The 14,119-nt window shown below is 61.7% G+C and carries 12 protein-coding genes; 7 read left to right on the top strand and 5 right to left on the bottom strand.

All coding sequences use genetic code 11. From position 1 onward, the window contains the following. Positions 1 to 2,644 (top strand): error-prone DNA polymerase (locus FFS45_RS12230; RefSeq protein ID WP_137954898.1); only part of this gene is annotated, 2,644 nt, incomplete at its 5' end. A 118-nt stretch (positions 2,645 to 2,762) separates the two neighbouring features. Here the strand turns inward: FFS45_RS12230 and FFS45_RS12225 are convergent. Then, complete coding sequence (locus FFS45_RS12225) at positions 2,763 to 3,698, bottom strand: SDR family oxidoreductase (protein ID WP_137954897.1); 936 nt, start codon at positions 3,696 to 3,698, stop codon at positions 2,763 to 2,765. A gap of 12 nt (positions 3,699 to 3,710) precedes the next feature. After that, positions 3,711 to 3,914 carry a cation transporter gene (locus tag FFS45_RS12220; protein WP_137954896.1) on the bottom strand — a complete coding sequence of 68 codons (204 nt, stop codon included), beginning with the start codon at positions 3,912 to 3,914 and terminating at the stop codon, positions 3,711 to 3,713. Positions 3,915 to 4,079: 165 nt separating this feature from the next. Between FFS45_RS12220 and cueR the strand changes: the two genes are divergently transcribed. From cueR to FFS45_RS12205, 3 genes are all read left to right on the top strand, one after another. Next, positions 4,080 to 4,505: a Cu(I)-responsive transcriptional regulator gene (gene cueR, locus FFS45_RS12215; protein ID WP_137954895.1), complete on the top strand. Its 426-nt coding sequence runs from the start codon at positions 4,080 to 4,082 to the stop codon at positions 4,503 to 4,505. Positions 4,506 to 4,821: 316 nt separating this feature from the next. Further along, the gene (locus FFS45_RS12210) at positions 4,822 to 4,968 is read left to right on the top strand and encodes a DUF3563 family protein (protein WP_074265275.1); all 147 of its coding nucleotides are present in this window, start codon (positions 4,822 to 4,824) and stop codon (positions 4,966 to 4,968) included. Positions 4,969 to 5,241: 273 nt separating this feature from the next. Then, entirely contained in the window at positions 5,242 to 5,631 is a 390-nt protein-coding gene (locus tag FFS45_RS12205) for a hypothetical protein (RefSeq protein WP_137954894.1), read from the top strand. A gap of 19 nt (positions 5,632 to 5,650) precedes the next feature. On the opposite strand, the gene rlmJ is transcribed toward FFS45_RS12205, so the two are convergent. Further along, positions 5,651 to 6,496, bottom strand: coding sequence for a 23S rRNA (adenine(2030)-N(6))-methyltransferase RlmJ (gene rlmJ / locus FFS45_RS12200; protein ID WP_137954893.1), 846 nt, complete (start codon positions 6,494 to 6,496; stop codon positions 5,651 to 5,653). A 236-nt stretch (positions 6,497 to 6,732) separates the two neighbouring features. Continuing rightward, positions 6,733 to 7,704, bottom strand: a complete 972-nt coding sequence (locus FFS45_RS12195; protein ID WP_137954892.1) for an aldo/keto reductase — start codon at positions 7,702 to 7,704, stop codon at positions 6,733 to 6,735. 326 nt (positions 7,705 to 8,030) lie between these two features. Between FFS45_RS12195 and FFS45_RS12190 the strand changes: the two genes are divergently transcribed. Then, positions 8,031 to 8,828, top strand: a complete 798-nt coding sequence (locus FFS45_RS12190) for a 3-hydroxybutyrate dehydrogenase (protein ID WP_137954891.1) — start codon at positions 8,031 to 8,033, stop codon at positions 8,826 to 8,828. A gap of 10 nt (positions 8,829 to 8,838) precedes the next feature. Beyond that, positions 8,839 to 10,077 (top strand): patatin-like phospholipase family protein, encoded by a 1,239-nt coding sequence (locus FFS45_RS12185; protein WP_137954890.1) that lies wholly within the window; start codon positions 8,839 to 8,841, stop codon positions 10,075 to 10,077. A 144-nt stretch (positions 10,078 to 10,221) separates the two neighbouring features. On the opposite strand, the gene FFS45_RS12180 is transcribed toward FFS45_RS12185, so the two are convergent. After that, positions 10,222 to 11,421 carry an amino acid aminotransferase gene (locus FFS45_RS12180; RefSeq protein WP_137954889.1) on the bottom strand — a complete coding sequence of 400 codons (1,200 nt, stop codon included), beginning with the start codon at positions 11,419 to 11,421 and terminating at the stop codon, positions 10,222 to 10,224. Positions 11,422 to 11,880: 459 nt separating this feature from the next. Here FFS45_RS12180 and uvrB point away from each other — a divergent pair, with 459 nt between their 5' ends. Further along, positions 11,881 to 13,974, top strand: a complete 2,094-nt coding sequence (uvrB, locus tag FFS45_RS12175; RefSeq protein ID WP_137954888.1) for an excinuclease ABC subunit UvrB — start codon at positions 11,881 to 11,883, stop codon at positions 13,972 to 13,974. The last annotated feature ends 145 nt before the right edge of the window (positions 13,975 to 14,119 follow it).

Below are 14,119 nucleotides of genomic sequence, written 5' to 3'. Positions count from 1 at the left end.
TGGGTGGGTGGGTCTCGTGCTGCATCAGCGTGCGATGGACGATATTCATCGCGGTGCGATCGAGCATGTCGCGAATCGTCAGAATGTACCGGTCGTTGCGCTCGGCAACGTGGTGATGCATGTGCGTTCACGTAAGCCCTTGCAGGACACGATGACGGCGATCCGCATCGGCAAGCCGGTTCATGAGTGTGGTTACGATCTCGCGCCCAATGCCGAGCAGCATTTGCGTTCGCGGTTGCGCATTGCGAATCTTTATCCCGAGCATACGGTGCGTGAAACGATCAAGGTGCTCGAGCGCTGCACATTCTCGCTGGGCACGTTGCGCTACGAATATCCCGACGAACTCGTGCCGGAAGGCTTCACACCCACTGCGTACCTGCGTCAGGAAACCTACATCGGCGCGCAACGGCGCTTTCGTTCCGGCATTTCGGATAAGAACCGGCAACAGATCGAATACGAGCTGGCGCTTATCGCGGACCTGAAATACGAGCCGTATTTTCTGACGGTCTATGACATCGTTCGGTACGCGCGCAGCCAGAACATTCTGTGTCAGGGGCGAGGGTCGGCTGCCAACTCTATTGTGTGTTATTGCCTGGGCATCACCGAAGTGGACCCGGCACGCAGCAGCATGTTGTTCGGACGTTTCATTTCCAAAGAGCGCGGCGAACCGCCGGATATCGATGTCGATTTTGAGCATCAGCGGCGTGAAGAGGTGATCCAGTATATCTATGACAAGTATGGGCGTGACCGCGCAGCGATTGCGGCAGCGGTGTCCACTTACCGGCCGCGCGGTGCGCTGCGTGAGACAGGCAAGGCGCTGGGGATCGATCCGCAGATCGTCGATGCGGTCGCGAAGTCTCATCACTGGTTCGACAATAGTCAGGATCTGCTGAAGCACTTCGAAGAGACGGGTCTCGATCCGGAAAAGCCGTTGATTCAGACCTGGGCGAGGTTGGCGTCGCAGCTGCTCAACTTTCCGCGGCATCTGTCGCAGCATTCCGGCGGCTTCGTGATCAGCCGCGGCAAGCTCACGCGTCTTGTGCCGGTGGAGAATGCGGCGATGGCAGATCGCTCGGTGATCGAATGGGACAAGGACGATCTTGAATCGCTCGGACTCCTCAAGGTCGATGTGCTCGCACTCGGCATGCTCTCGGCGATCCGGCGCGCGCTCGATCTTGTATCGGCGCGGCGCGGCAAACGCTTCGAGATGCAGGACATATCAGATGGTGACGAGGAGACGTACGACATGATCTGCCGTGCCGATACTATCGGTGTGTTCCAGATCGAATCGCGTGCGCAGATGAGCATGCTGCCGCGTTTGAAGCCGCGCAAATACTACGACCTCGTCATCGAGGTGGCCATTGTGCGTCCCGGTCCGATTCAGGGCGGTGCCGTGCATCCTTATCTGCGTCGGCGCCAGGAGTTGGACCCAGTGACTTATCCACGCGACGACCTGAAAGTTGCCTTGGAGCGCACGCTTGGCGTGCCGATTTTCCAGGAGCAGGTCATGCAGGTGGCAATGATCGCGGCCGGCTTTACGGCAGGCGAAGCCGATGATCTGCGCCGTGCGATGGCCGCATGGAAGCGCAAGGGTGGCCTGGAGAAGTACTACGATCGCATCATCAACGGAATGCAGGAACGTGGTTACGAGCTTAGTTTCGCTGATGCGATTTTCAAACAGATCAAGGGCTTCGGCGAATACGGCTTTCCGGAGAGCCATGCGGCGAGTTTCGCCTTGCTTGTCTACACGAGCAGCTGGTTGAAGTGCCACGAGCCTGAGGCGTTTCTCGCCGCTCTGCTCAACAGTCAGCCGATGGGTTTCTATTCACCGTCACAACTCGTGCAGGATGCGCGGCGGCATGGAGTCAAGGTATTGCCGGTCGATGTGACCGTCAGCGGCTGGGATGCGGCGCTCGAATCGATCGAAGGGGCCGCGCGCCCGGCAGTGCGTCTTGGGCTGTCGATGCTGCGTGGCATGAAGGACGACGCAGCAGAGCGCATTGAACGTGCGCGCGCGGTGCGGCCGTTCAGGAGCGTGCAAGATCTTGCGCGCCGTGCCCAACTCAACCGGCACGATCTTCAGGTGCTGGCTGATGCAAATGCACTGGCAGTGCTTGCGGGCAACCGTCGCGAAGCATTGTGGCATTCGGTAGCCGCTGTGCCCGATAAGGACATGCTGGCCGTCGCCGCCGTGCAGGATGAGACCCCCGAACTGGGTGCGCCATCGGAGGCAAACGATATCGTCGCGGACTACCGGTCCTTAGGGTTGACGCTCGGTCGCCATCCGCTCGAACTGTTGCGGCCTCAACTGCTGGCCAATCGGCTGATACCGGCATCGACGCTACGCAGTTATCCTGATGGAAGACTGGCGCGCGGCTGCGGCATTGTCACGATGCGACAACGGCCGGGCACGGCGAAAGGCGTGATTTTCATGACGCTCGAAGACGAGACGGGCAATGTCAATGTAATCGTGTGGCCGGCTTTACTGGAGCGGCAGCGCAAGGAGGTATTGGGAGCGGCGCTGCTTGCGGTGTACGGCGTTTGGCAGCGTGAAGGGGATGTGCAGCATCTTGTTGCGCACCGGTTGGTGGATATGTCGCATCTGCTGGGTGGGTTGCAGTCCACTAGCAGGGATTTTCATTGATGACCTGTCTCGCTGGATTCAGGCTGCGCGTCAAAGCTGCTTCCGGCGAGGATGCTGCGCTGTCTTAGCGGAGCGTGGTGGCTCGCTGCGGCCCGCCATCGCAGGCCGCCATTTCGAGCTATGCCGTTTGCCCGGTGTCACTGCCTCGCCAGGGAAACTTCTCCAGCACCTGTCGGATTGCTACATCGAACGGCGTGCGGCGTCCTATGCCGAGCGCTTCGAGACGGCTCGAAGCCAGGTGACAGTTATGCGGGCGCGGGGTCGCATCCGTCGGCGTGTGCTGCGGCGTAAGCCGGGCGTCGAGCTGCAGTGCTTCGGCAAGGCGGATCGCAATCTCGTACTTGGTCATCGGCTCATCGCCTGACCATTGCACGATGCCGCGAATCGTGTCGCCACGCGCATGCTGTTCGAGCATCTGACGGATAACGTGCGCCACGTCGGGCGTAAACGTCGGGTAGCGAATCGCCCACGCATCCATCACAGCCGCCCTTGCGTTCGGCGAAGCGCTCGCCGACGCCGCGATGGTCGGCACCAGGCTGGTCACGGCCGATTCCGCCCAATCGACGATCGGCCCATACAGCAGCGGCAGACGCAGGACACAACCGGAATCGGTTGTCTCAGTGAGCGCTCGCTCACCGTCGAGCTTGCTGCGGCCATAGGCGTTAAGCGGCGACGGCTGGGCGTCATGTCGGTAGGGCGGGTGCGCGCCGTCGAATACGTAGTCGGTGGAGATCGACAGCACCCACGCCCCGTGTTGCCTCGCTGCCTCGGCCACGCTGCGCACGGCGTCGACGTTCAGCGCGCGGGCCAGCGCGGGGTCGTGTTCGCAGACATCGGGACGGCGTTCAGCCGCCGCAATGACGATCGCATCGGGTGCTTCGCGCTCGACAAACTGCTTGACCGCCCCGGCGTCGCGAATGTCGAGTGTGACGTCGTGCGAGGCGGCGCGCCGGAATCCGGTTGAAACGACTTGCCAGTCTGTTTGTTGCGCCAGTTCACCGACGAGGGCGCGACCCAGCAAACCGGATGCGCCGATCACTGCAACCTTGAACATGCGTGTTTCGCCTCAGTGAGTCTCTACGACTGTGTAGCCGGCCTCGTCGATGGCGGCCTTGAGCCTATCGGCCGGTTGTGCCGATTCGACTGCCACCCGGCCGGTCGCGAGATCCACCTTGACCTGCGCGGCGCCGTCCTGTTCGCGGATCGCGTTGGTCACCGCCGCCACACAATGTTGGCAGCTCATGCCTTCTACCTGAAATTCGATCGTCATCTGTTTTGCCTCGAGAAACGTGGGTGGTGCAGTGGTTGAATTATGCCTGCCGATCCTACACCTTCCCACGATGGGAAGGTGTAGGATCGGCAAGCACTGGAAGCGAGTTGCATGGGACCAGAGTAAGCGCTAAAGCGCTAACTCTGGTCGACAGGAGAAACAGTCATGAATATTGGTGAAGCGGCCCGTGCTTCGGGCGTCACGGCGAAGATGATTCGCTACTACGAAAGTGTCGGCCTGCTGGCGGCGAAAACCCGGACGAGCGCGGGGTATCGCGTGTACGGTTCGCAGGAAGTCCATTCGCTGCGCTTTATTCGTCAGGCTCGGCGCCTGGGCTTTCTCGTCGAGGACATTCGCCGTCTGCTGGCCCTGTGGCACGACCGCTCGCGCGCGAGCGCCGAAGTGAAGGCGATTGCACTCGAACACGTCGCGGATCTCGAGCGCCGCATCGCCGAGTTGACGGAGATGCGCGATACGCTTGCGCACCTCGCCGATCATTGCCACGGGGACGAGCGCCCCGATTGTCCGATCATCGAAGGTCTTGCCTCTCCTGAGGTGGCCGTTAATCATGCTTGCCACACGGACAAATAAGCGATGAATGGTCGGCTCATGATGAAAGGTGCAACCACAGTGAAAGTCCGTTGCAACCGGGCCACATAAATGCACCATTGTGGTGCCGTATCTTGGCCCAGTTTCACGAAAATTGGGTTGAAACACCAATAACTCCATATAGATCAACCGCTTGCTGAAAATTTCAGGATGCACCATTCCAAAACGGAATGCACGTCATTCGGGCATTTCACTAGCCAGGTTGCACCAAAGGCCTATAATCCGGGTTAACCCTTCATAAGGGAAATCCCTGATGCCCAATCCACCGGGGATTCATATCTGATCCTTGGAGAACATCATGTTTGCATACCTTCTTGAAAAGCTGAGCACCTGGTTTGAAACCGCTGAACGTAGCCGCCGTGAGGCTTATCTTGCGTCGTCGTCGGACATCGTCCAGCTAGAACAGCGCATCCGTTCGCTCGAAACGAACGGCTACTCGCTGTAAGGCGGTCTGAAGTCTGTTTGACCCTTGGCGACGCAGCCTGGCGAGTGCGGTCGCAGCAGTAGAGCGTAAGGCCCCGTATTGACGGGGCTTTGTCACATCTGGCGTCCGCGTTCCGTGTGCGTGTCGGCGGCGGTTCACTTGCGCGCTGAGTGAGTCGCTCACTGGCCGTCATCCAGAGACCACTCAATATCGACTAGCTTGAACGTTGCCACCGCGGTAAGGTAAAGCGTTTTTTGCGCAATCCGGCATTCCCACAACCAACCCGGTCCGCTCATGGCTCCCGTCCAATTGATTCGCGCCTTGCAGGGCGCCGTTGCCCCCTCGCTGTGTGCCGCGGTTTCGCTGCTGGCGCTGGCTTCACCGGTGGCGTTTGCCGCTTCGTCGAGCGGCGGGCAGCCCTTGATACTCGATACGCAGCACGGCATTAGCGACGGCCAGAGCGGCACGGTGCTACAGACCGCGCCGCTTTCGCACGACCGGATCGTGCAGGCCCAGCCGATAGCGACGCCAACCGAATTGACGCCGAATTCATCGGTCCCGCTGATCGTCGCGCCCTATATTCAACTGCCCGCGGGAGGTGGAGGGAGTGGAGGTGGGGGAGGTGCAACGCCGACGCCGCGTCCGACGCTGCAGCCACGGACGGCGCCGTCGTCTTCACAGTAAGGCTTGAACCCGCGCAGGTTCAGTCGCCGCGGTGTTCGACCTTGAATTGCGCGGCCTTGTCCTGTCCAAGTGCCTGCACAAGCCACGGCATGGTGTCTTTCAGTGTTTTGGCCAGGGTGTACGGAGGGTTCAGGATGAACATGCCGCTGCCGAACAGCCCAAACCCATCTGAGGGTGGGTTGCTGACGGTCAGCGTGACGTGCAGCCAGTTGCGTTCCTGCAGCCGCTTGAGCTGATCCGGAAAGCGCTGCGATTCCGGGCGCGTGACTTGCGGATACCAGATCGCATAGGTGCCGGTCGCAAACCGCTTGAGACTTTCCTCGACGCAGTTCAGCGTACGGGTGTAGTCGCGCTTGTCTTCGAACGACGGGTCGATCAGCACTAGCGCACGGCGCGGCGGCGGCGGCAGCAAGGCCTTCACGCCGTCGAAGCCATCGCCGGCGTAGAGCATGGCGCGCCGCCCGGCGTCGCGGAAATTGTGCTGCAGCACGTCGATCTCGGTGGTGTGGAGTTCGAACAGACGCATGCGGTCCTGCTCGCGCATCAGCCGCCATGCGAGGTACGGCGAACCCGGATAGAAGCGCAGATCGCCGTCGGTATTCAGCGCCGCCACTTCATCCACATAGTCGGCCAGCATGGGGGGCAGGTCGGTGCGTCCCCACAGCTTCGCGATGCCGGTCTCGAACTCTCCCGTCTTCGTGGCGTAGCCTTCCTTCAACGAATAGACGCCGGCGCCCGCGTGGGTGTCGATGTACCAGTACGCCTTGTCTTTCTGGGCGAGATAGCGCAGCAACTGCACGACGACGGCGTGTTTCAGGACATCGGCATGATTGCCTGCGTGAAAGGCGTGGCGGTAACTAAGCATGATGAGGTGAGGCTCGAAAGAGGGCGTGCCGGTCGATTGGGGGCGGGCTCCAGGCTCCGCGATTGGACCTGCAGCAACAACGGGGGCGCCGCTTTGCGACCGGATGGGCACGTGCAACGCGGTCGCGTATTGTACGCGAGCCTGCGTCGCGGTCCGAACCGGCGCTTGCCGCCGGCCCAAACCGCTCGGTTTCGCACGCCGCATAAACGCATGCCGCGCGCGGCCGTACCGGTCGCTCAGTCGTACGCGTCGCCGACGATCTCTTCGATTTTCAGCTTGATCTCCGGCGTGATTTTCGCCGCGACTTCCTGGGCCTTCATATTCTCGGCGATCTGCTCGACCCGCGACGCGCCGGTGATCACCGTGCTGACATGCGGGTTCTTCAGAATCCAGGCAATCGCAAGCTGGCCGACCGTGCAGCCGAGCTCGTCCGCGAGGCCGCCGAGCTTGCCGACCACGCTATTCTTGCCGGCGTCGGTGACCAGATTGCGCAGCCAGTCGTAGCCCTGCAGCTGGGCGCGGCTGTCGGCCGGCACGCCGTCGCGGTACTTGCCGGTCAGCAGGCCTGAGGCGAGCGGACTCCACGTGGTCAGTCCAAGCCCAATGTCCTCGTAGAGCCTGCGGTATTCCTGCTCCACACGCTTGCGGTGGAACAGGTTGTACTGCGGCTGTTCCATGACAGGTTTATGAAGATGATGCCGTTCCGCGATGTCATAAGCCGTCCGGATCTCGTCCGCGCTCCATTCGGAGGTGCCCCAGTAGAGCGCCTTGCCGCGCGTGATCATGTCGCTCATCGCCCAGACGGTTTCTTCAACCGGCGTGTTCGGATCGGGCCGGTGGCAGAACGCGAGATCCACATAGTCGAGTTGCAGGCGCTGCAGCGACGCGTCGATCGCATTGAGCAGATACTTGCGGTTCAACGTGTGGTACTGGTTGGGCGCCTCCTGAAGGCCCCAGAAGAACTTGGTGGACACCACATAGCTGATGCGCGGCCACGCCAGTTCTTTCAACGCCTGCCCCATGATCTCTTCCGACTTGCCGCCGGCGTAGGCCTCAGCGTTGTCGAAAAAGTTGACCCCGGCATCGCGTGCGGCCGCCAGCGATTCGCGCGCCGCGCGGGTGTCCACCTGATTGCCGTAGGTCACCCAGGACCCAATAGACAGTTCACTGACCTGCAGGCCGGAACGGCCGAGTCGTCGATAGTTCATGCACTTCTCCTTAAGAGGTTATGCAACAGGCATCCAATCCGGTCAGCGGAATCGGGCGCTAAATCGGGTGCCGAATGGGGAGCAAATCGGGGCGCCGAATCGGGATACAGGAGATACAGAATCGGGACACACAATCAGGCGCAACCCGGACAGTTTAAAGAGATATGGATTTCTGCGTGATTTCCTGATGCCTTTCCCAGGGTTCATGCACAATAGCAAAGTTGGCCGCAGTGCAGCATTCGTCTGAACGGTCTATGCCGTTCGGTCGGCTTCACGCCGCCTGCGTGTCGTGGTGTCATTGCTCATCAACTGTATGGAGGCTCTGGATGTCGTCACTGAACACGAATCTGAATGGCAAGGTCGCGGTCGTTACGGGCGCGGCGAGCGGAATCGGCAAGCAGATCGCACTGACATTGTCGGCCGCGGGCGCTGCGATTGCCATTGCCGACCTGAATCAGGACGGCGCAAACGCTGTTGCTGAGGAGATCAAACAGGCCGGCGGCAAGGCTATTGGCGTCGCCATGGACGTTACCAACGAAGAGGCGGTCAACCAGGGTATCGATAAAGTAGCCGCTGAATTCGGCTCGGTCGACATTCTGATCTCGAACGCCGGCATCCAGATCGTCAATCCTATCGAGAACTACGCATTTTCAGACTGGAAGAAAATGCAGGCCATTCACGTCGACGGTGCGTTCCTCACCACCAAGGCGGCCCTGAAGCACATGTACAAGGACGATCGCGGCGGCATTGTGATCTACATGGGTTCGGTCCACTCGCATGAAGCATCGCCGCTGAAGTCGGCGTATGTTGCCGCCAAGCATGCCTTGCTGGGTCTGGCGCGCGTGCTGGCCAAGGAAGGCGCGAAGCATAACGTGCGCTCGCATGTCGTCTGCCCGGGCTTTGTGCGCACGCCGCTGGTCGACAAGCAGATTCCTGAGCAGGCCAAAGAACTCGGCATCAGCGAAGAAGAAGTGATTCGCAACGTGATGCTCGGCGGTACGGTGGACGGCATCTTCACCACGGTGGAAGACGTCGCGCAAACCGTGCTGTTCCTCTCCACCTTCCCGAGCGCGGCCTTGACCGGCCAGTCCTTCATTGTGAGCCACGGCTGGTTCATGCAATAAGGAGAAGGCGATGGCGCAACGCAATGTCAAGCGGGCGCGTGCCGGCACCCTCGGCGACGGGGATGGCGAGCACGCCGGAGCAGCGGCTGGCGTTCGCGCCGGCCATCATATGCACCTGCCGCAGTACGAAACCATCGCGCTGATGCTGCAAGGCGGTGGCGCGCTGGGCGCCTACCAGGCCGGTGTGTATCAGGGGCTCGACGAGGCCGGCATCCAGCCGAACTGGATCGCCGGCATTTCGATCGGTGCGCTCAACACGGCCATCATCGCCGGCAATGCGCCGGAGCATCGCGTTACGCGGCTGCTCGAGTTCTGGGAGACGATCTGTCAACCGGCTTTCGCGCCGCCGTTGCCGCCGTTTATCGAGCAGGCGCTGTTCGACTCGAACGACACCATCCGCAAGGCATTCACAGCCATGCAGGCTTCCGGGGCGATCGTCCAGGGGCAAAAGGGCTTCTTCGTGCCGCGTTTCCCGCCGCCCTTGCCGACCGTCTCCGGGCCGCCGCAGAACGCCAGCTACTACGACACCACGCCCATGAAGGCGACGCTCGAAAGGCTGTGCGATTTCGACCGGATCAACTCGGGCGAAACGCGGGTGTCGGTGGGAGCGGTGAATGTCGGGACGGGCAACTTCGCCTATTTCGACAACACGCGCGTGAAACTGCGCCCGGAGCATTTCATTGCCTCGGGTTCGTTGCCGCCGGGTTTCGGCGCAACGGAAATCGATGGGGAGTACTACTGGGATGGCGGCCTGATGTCGAATACGCCGCTCTACGAAGTGGTGCAGACCACCCCCCGTCGTGACACGCTCGCGTTTCAGGTGGACTTGTGGAGCGCCATCGGACCTGTGCCGGATAATCTGACGGACGTGCAGGGCCGCATGAAGGACATTCAGTACTCGAGCCGCACGCGCCTCGTGACCGACATGCTGCAACGCTCACAGCGCTTCCGGCATGTATTGCGCGAAGTGCTCGACCGGGTTGCACCGGAACACCGTGACGATCCCTGGTGCAAACTCGCCGACGATCTGTCCTGCTCGAAGCGCTACAACGTCGTCCATCTGATCTACCGGCAGAAGGAGTACGAAGGGCAGTTCAAGGACTTCCAGTTTGGCCTGTCCACCATGCGTGAACACTGGGAAAGCGGCTTGCAGGACATTCGCGCTTCTCTGGCACAACCGGACTGGCTGGCGATGCCCGATAACGACGCCGGCTTCGTCACGCACGACATTCACCGCGACAAGCGTTAACCAAGCGCTGATACTTCGGTTCTTCAGCACCCAACAAAAACGGCGCCCATCTGAAAATGGGCGCCGTTTTTTAGCACATCTTTCAATCGCCAAGCCGAAGCAGGGAACGCGCGGCGCTAGCTCGCGCCGCGTCTCCTCACGACCTTACTTCAGGACGTGTGCAATTGCGCTGGCGACCACATCGAGGTTGCGCGTGTTCAGCGCAGCCACGCAGATGCGACCCGTGCTCACCGCGTAGATGCCGAACTCGTCACGCAGACGGTCCACTTGCGCCGAAGTCAGACCCGAGTACGAGAACATACCGCGTTGCGCGTTGACGAAGCTGAAGTCGCGGTCCACACCGCTTGCCTTCAGACGTTCCACCAGGCCGTTACGCATTGCGCGGATGCGATCGCGCATTTCGCCGAGTTCCGTTTCCCACAGGGCGCGCAGTTCGGGCGAGCCGAGCACCGCAGCGACGACCGAGCCGCCATGCGTGGGCGGGTTCGAGTAGTTCGTGCGGATCACGCGCTTGAGTTGCGACAGCACGCGGCCAGCTTCTTCCTTGCTGCTCGTGATGATCGACAGTGCGCCGATACGCTCGCCATACAGCGAGAACGACTTCGAGAACGACGACGAGACGAACACGTTCAGTTCAGCCTGTGCGAACAGGCGCACAGCCGCGGCGTCCGATTCGATGTTGTCGCCAAAGCCCTGATAGGCGATGTCGAGGAACGGCACCAGTTCGCGGGCCTTGACCACTTCGACGATCTGCTGCCATTGGGCTGCGCTCAGGTCGACGCCGGTCGGGTTGTGGCAGCACGCGTGCAGGACGACGACCGTACCGGCCGCATAGCCGTTCAGCGCGCTCAGCATGCCTTCGAAGTTCACGCCGTTGGTGCTGGCGTCGTAGTACGGGTACGAGACGACCTCGAAACCCGCGCCTTCGAACAGCGCACGGTGGTTTTCCCAGCTCGGGTCGCTGATCGCGACCTTGGCGGCCGGGTTCACGCGCTTCAGGAAGTCTGCGCCGATCTTCAGCGCGCCCGTGCCGCCCAGTGCCTGAGCGGTGACCACGCGGCCTGCGGCGATCAGCGGGGAGTCGTTGCCGAGCAGCAGTTTCTGTACCGCCGCGTCGTAGGCAGCAATGCCTTCGATCGGCAGGTAGCCGCGCGGCAGCGCCGCTTCGACACGTGCCTTTTCCGCGTCGCGCACGGCGCGCAGCAGCGGAATCTTGCCTTCTTCATTGAAGTACACGCCCACGCCCAGGTTGACCTTGGTGGTGCGCGCATCGGCGTTGAAGGCTTCGTTCAGGCCCAGGATCGGGTCGCGGGGAGCAAGTTCGACGGCGGAGAACAGAGACATGATGGTTCGGCAGTAGTGAAAAGAGGGACGGCTTCAGGCGTGGCTGCGGCCCGGCAGTGAATGCGTGCCCGGATTCTGCGGTGATGCAGGCACGGCACAGGCAGACAAGGCGGTTCGGACGGGCCGAATTCGGGACGGCAGCAGCGAGCGCAGCATGCCATTGTAGCGAATCCTGACGGGTTTTTTGGCCCATCCTGTCCACGGCAGCGGATTATTTGCTTGAAAAACAGCGCTTTGGCGCCAGATTCGACACCCCGGCGGCGGCTGGCCAGCCGCTGGGCCAGCCCCGGCAGCGGCCGCAAGCGCCCGCGTTGGACAGCGCTCCGGTTCGCTGTCAGATGCACCTTGCCGGGTGCGCAGCAGTGCGAATCCGGCAAAGCCACCCGCCCGTCATGCGCTCAGCCCGCGCTCGCGCAAACCGCTAGAATAGTCCTTTGCCCAGGCCCTGGTGCCGCACCCATGTCCGAACATCATCTGACCGAAGTCAACGACGCTCTCGACGAGTCGAAATTCGTGACGTTCGAAGGCTCGCCATTCCAGCTTTACCAGCCATACCCGCCGGCCGGCGACCAGCCCACCGCTATCGACACGCTCGTCGAAGGGGTGGAGGACGGCCTGTCGTTCCAGACCCTGCTCGGCGTGACCGGATCCGGCAAGACCTTCACGATGGCCAATACCATCGCGCGGCTCGGGCGGCCGGCAATCGTGTTCGCGCCGAACAAGACGCTCGCGGCCCAGCTTTATTCGGAGTTTCGCGAGTTCTTTCCGCGCAACGCGGTCGAGTACTTCGTCTCGTACTACGACTACTACCAGCCGGAAGCGTACGTGCCGCAGCGCGACCTGTTCATCGAGAAAGACTCGTCGATCAACGAACATATCGAGCAGATGCGCCTCTCGGCCACCAAGAGCCTGATGGAGCGGCGCGACGTGGTGATCGTGGCGACGGTCTCGGCGATCTACGGTATCGGTAACCCGTCCGAATATCATCAGATGATTCTGACACTGCGCACCGGCGACAAGATCGGTCAGCGCGACATCATCGCGCGGCTGATTGCGATGCAGTACAACCGCAACGAAACCGAATTCCAGCGCGGCGCGTTCCGCGTGCGCGGCGACACGATCGACATCTTCCCGGCGGAGCACGCGGAAATGGCCGTGCGGGTCGAGCTGTTCGACGACGAGATCGACACGCTGCAACTGTTCGATCCGCTGACGGGCCGAGTGCGTCAGAAGATTCCGCGCTTTACCGTCTACCCGTCATCGCACTATGTGACGCCGCGCGAAACCGTGATGCGCGCGGTGGAGACGATCAAGAGCGAACTGCGCGAGCGGCTGGAGTTTTTCTACGGCGAGGGCAAGCTGGTGGAGGCGCAACGCCTCGAGCAGCGCACCCGTTTCGACCTGGAAATGCTGCAGGAACTGGGCTTCTGCAAGGGCATCGAGAACTATTCGCGGCACTTCTCCGGCGCGGCGCCTGGCGAGCCGCCGCCGACGCTGGTCGACTACCTGCCGAGCGACGCGCTGATGCTGCTCGACGAATCGCATGTGCTGATCGGGCAGTTGAACGGCATGTACAACGGCGACCGGGCGCGCAAGGAAAACCTTGTCGATTACGGCTTCCGGCTGCCGTCGGCACTGGATAACCGGCCGCTCAAGTTCAACGAGTTCGAGCGCAAGATGCGCCAGGTGGTGTTTGTCTCTGCCACGCCGGCCGACTACGAGCAGAAGACGGCAGGGCAGGTGGCCGAGCAACTGGTGCGGCCGACGGGCCTCGTCGATCCCGAAATCGACGTGCGTCCGGCGCGCACCCAGGTCGACGACGTGCTCTCGGAGATCAATGAGCGCGTCAAGGCAGGCGACCGTGTACTGGTCACGGTGCTGACCAAGCGCATGGCCGAGCAGTTGACCGAGTTCCTTGCCGACCACGGCGTCAAGGTGCGCTATCTGCACAGCGACATCGACACCGTCGAGCGGGTCGAAATCATCCGCGATCTGCGCCTGGGCACGTTCGACGTGCTGGTGGGGATCAACCTGCTGCGCGAAGGGCTCGACATTCCGGAAGTGTCGCTGGTGGCGATTCTCGACGCGGACAAGGAAGGCTTCCTGCGTGCCGAGCGCTCGCTGATCCAGACGATTGGCCGGGCCGCGCGGAACGTGAACGGCCGGGCGATCCTGTACGCGGATCGCGTCACCGATTCGATGCGCCGCGCAATCGACGAAACCGAGCGGCGCCGCCAAAAGCAGATTTCCTTCAACGAGAAAATGGGTATCACGCCGCGTGGCGTGGTCAAGCGCATCAAGGACATCATCGACGGCGTCTACAACGTCGACGAGGCGCGCGCTGAACTGAAGGAGCAGCAACAGCGCGCCAAGTTCGAAGACATGTCCGAGAAGCAGTTGGCCAAGGAACTGAAACGCCTCGAAAAGCAGATGATGGAGCACGCCAAGAACCTCGAGTTCGAGAAGGCGGCCCAGACGCGCGACGAGCTGGCGCTGTTGCGTCAGCGGGTATTCGGCGCCAATGTGGGCGACCATCTGACCGGGACGAGCTGATTGGCGTAATCGACGTAAGCGGCCTGATCGGCCGAATCGGCATATGGCGCTGGAACGTCTTCGGATCCTGGCGCCTCGCTATATGACGAACTGCCGGGCGCCGTCGCGCCGCCCGGCCTTAATCCAAGGTGCGCACGGCGCGGCG

The organism is Burkholderia sp. 4M9327F10 (assembly GCF_005503145.1).
In the GTDB taxonomy this organism is placed as follows: Bacteria; Pseudomonadota; Gammaproteobacteria; order Burkholderiales; family Burkholderiaceae; genus Paraburkholderia.
This window is presented reverse-complemented; position numbering and strand designations above follow the sequence as displayed.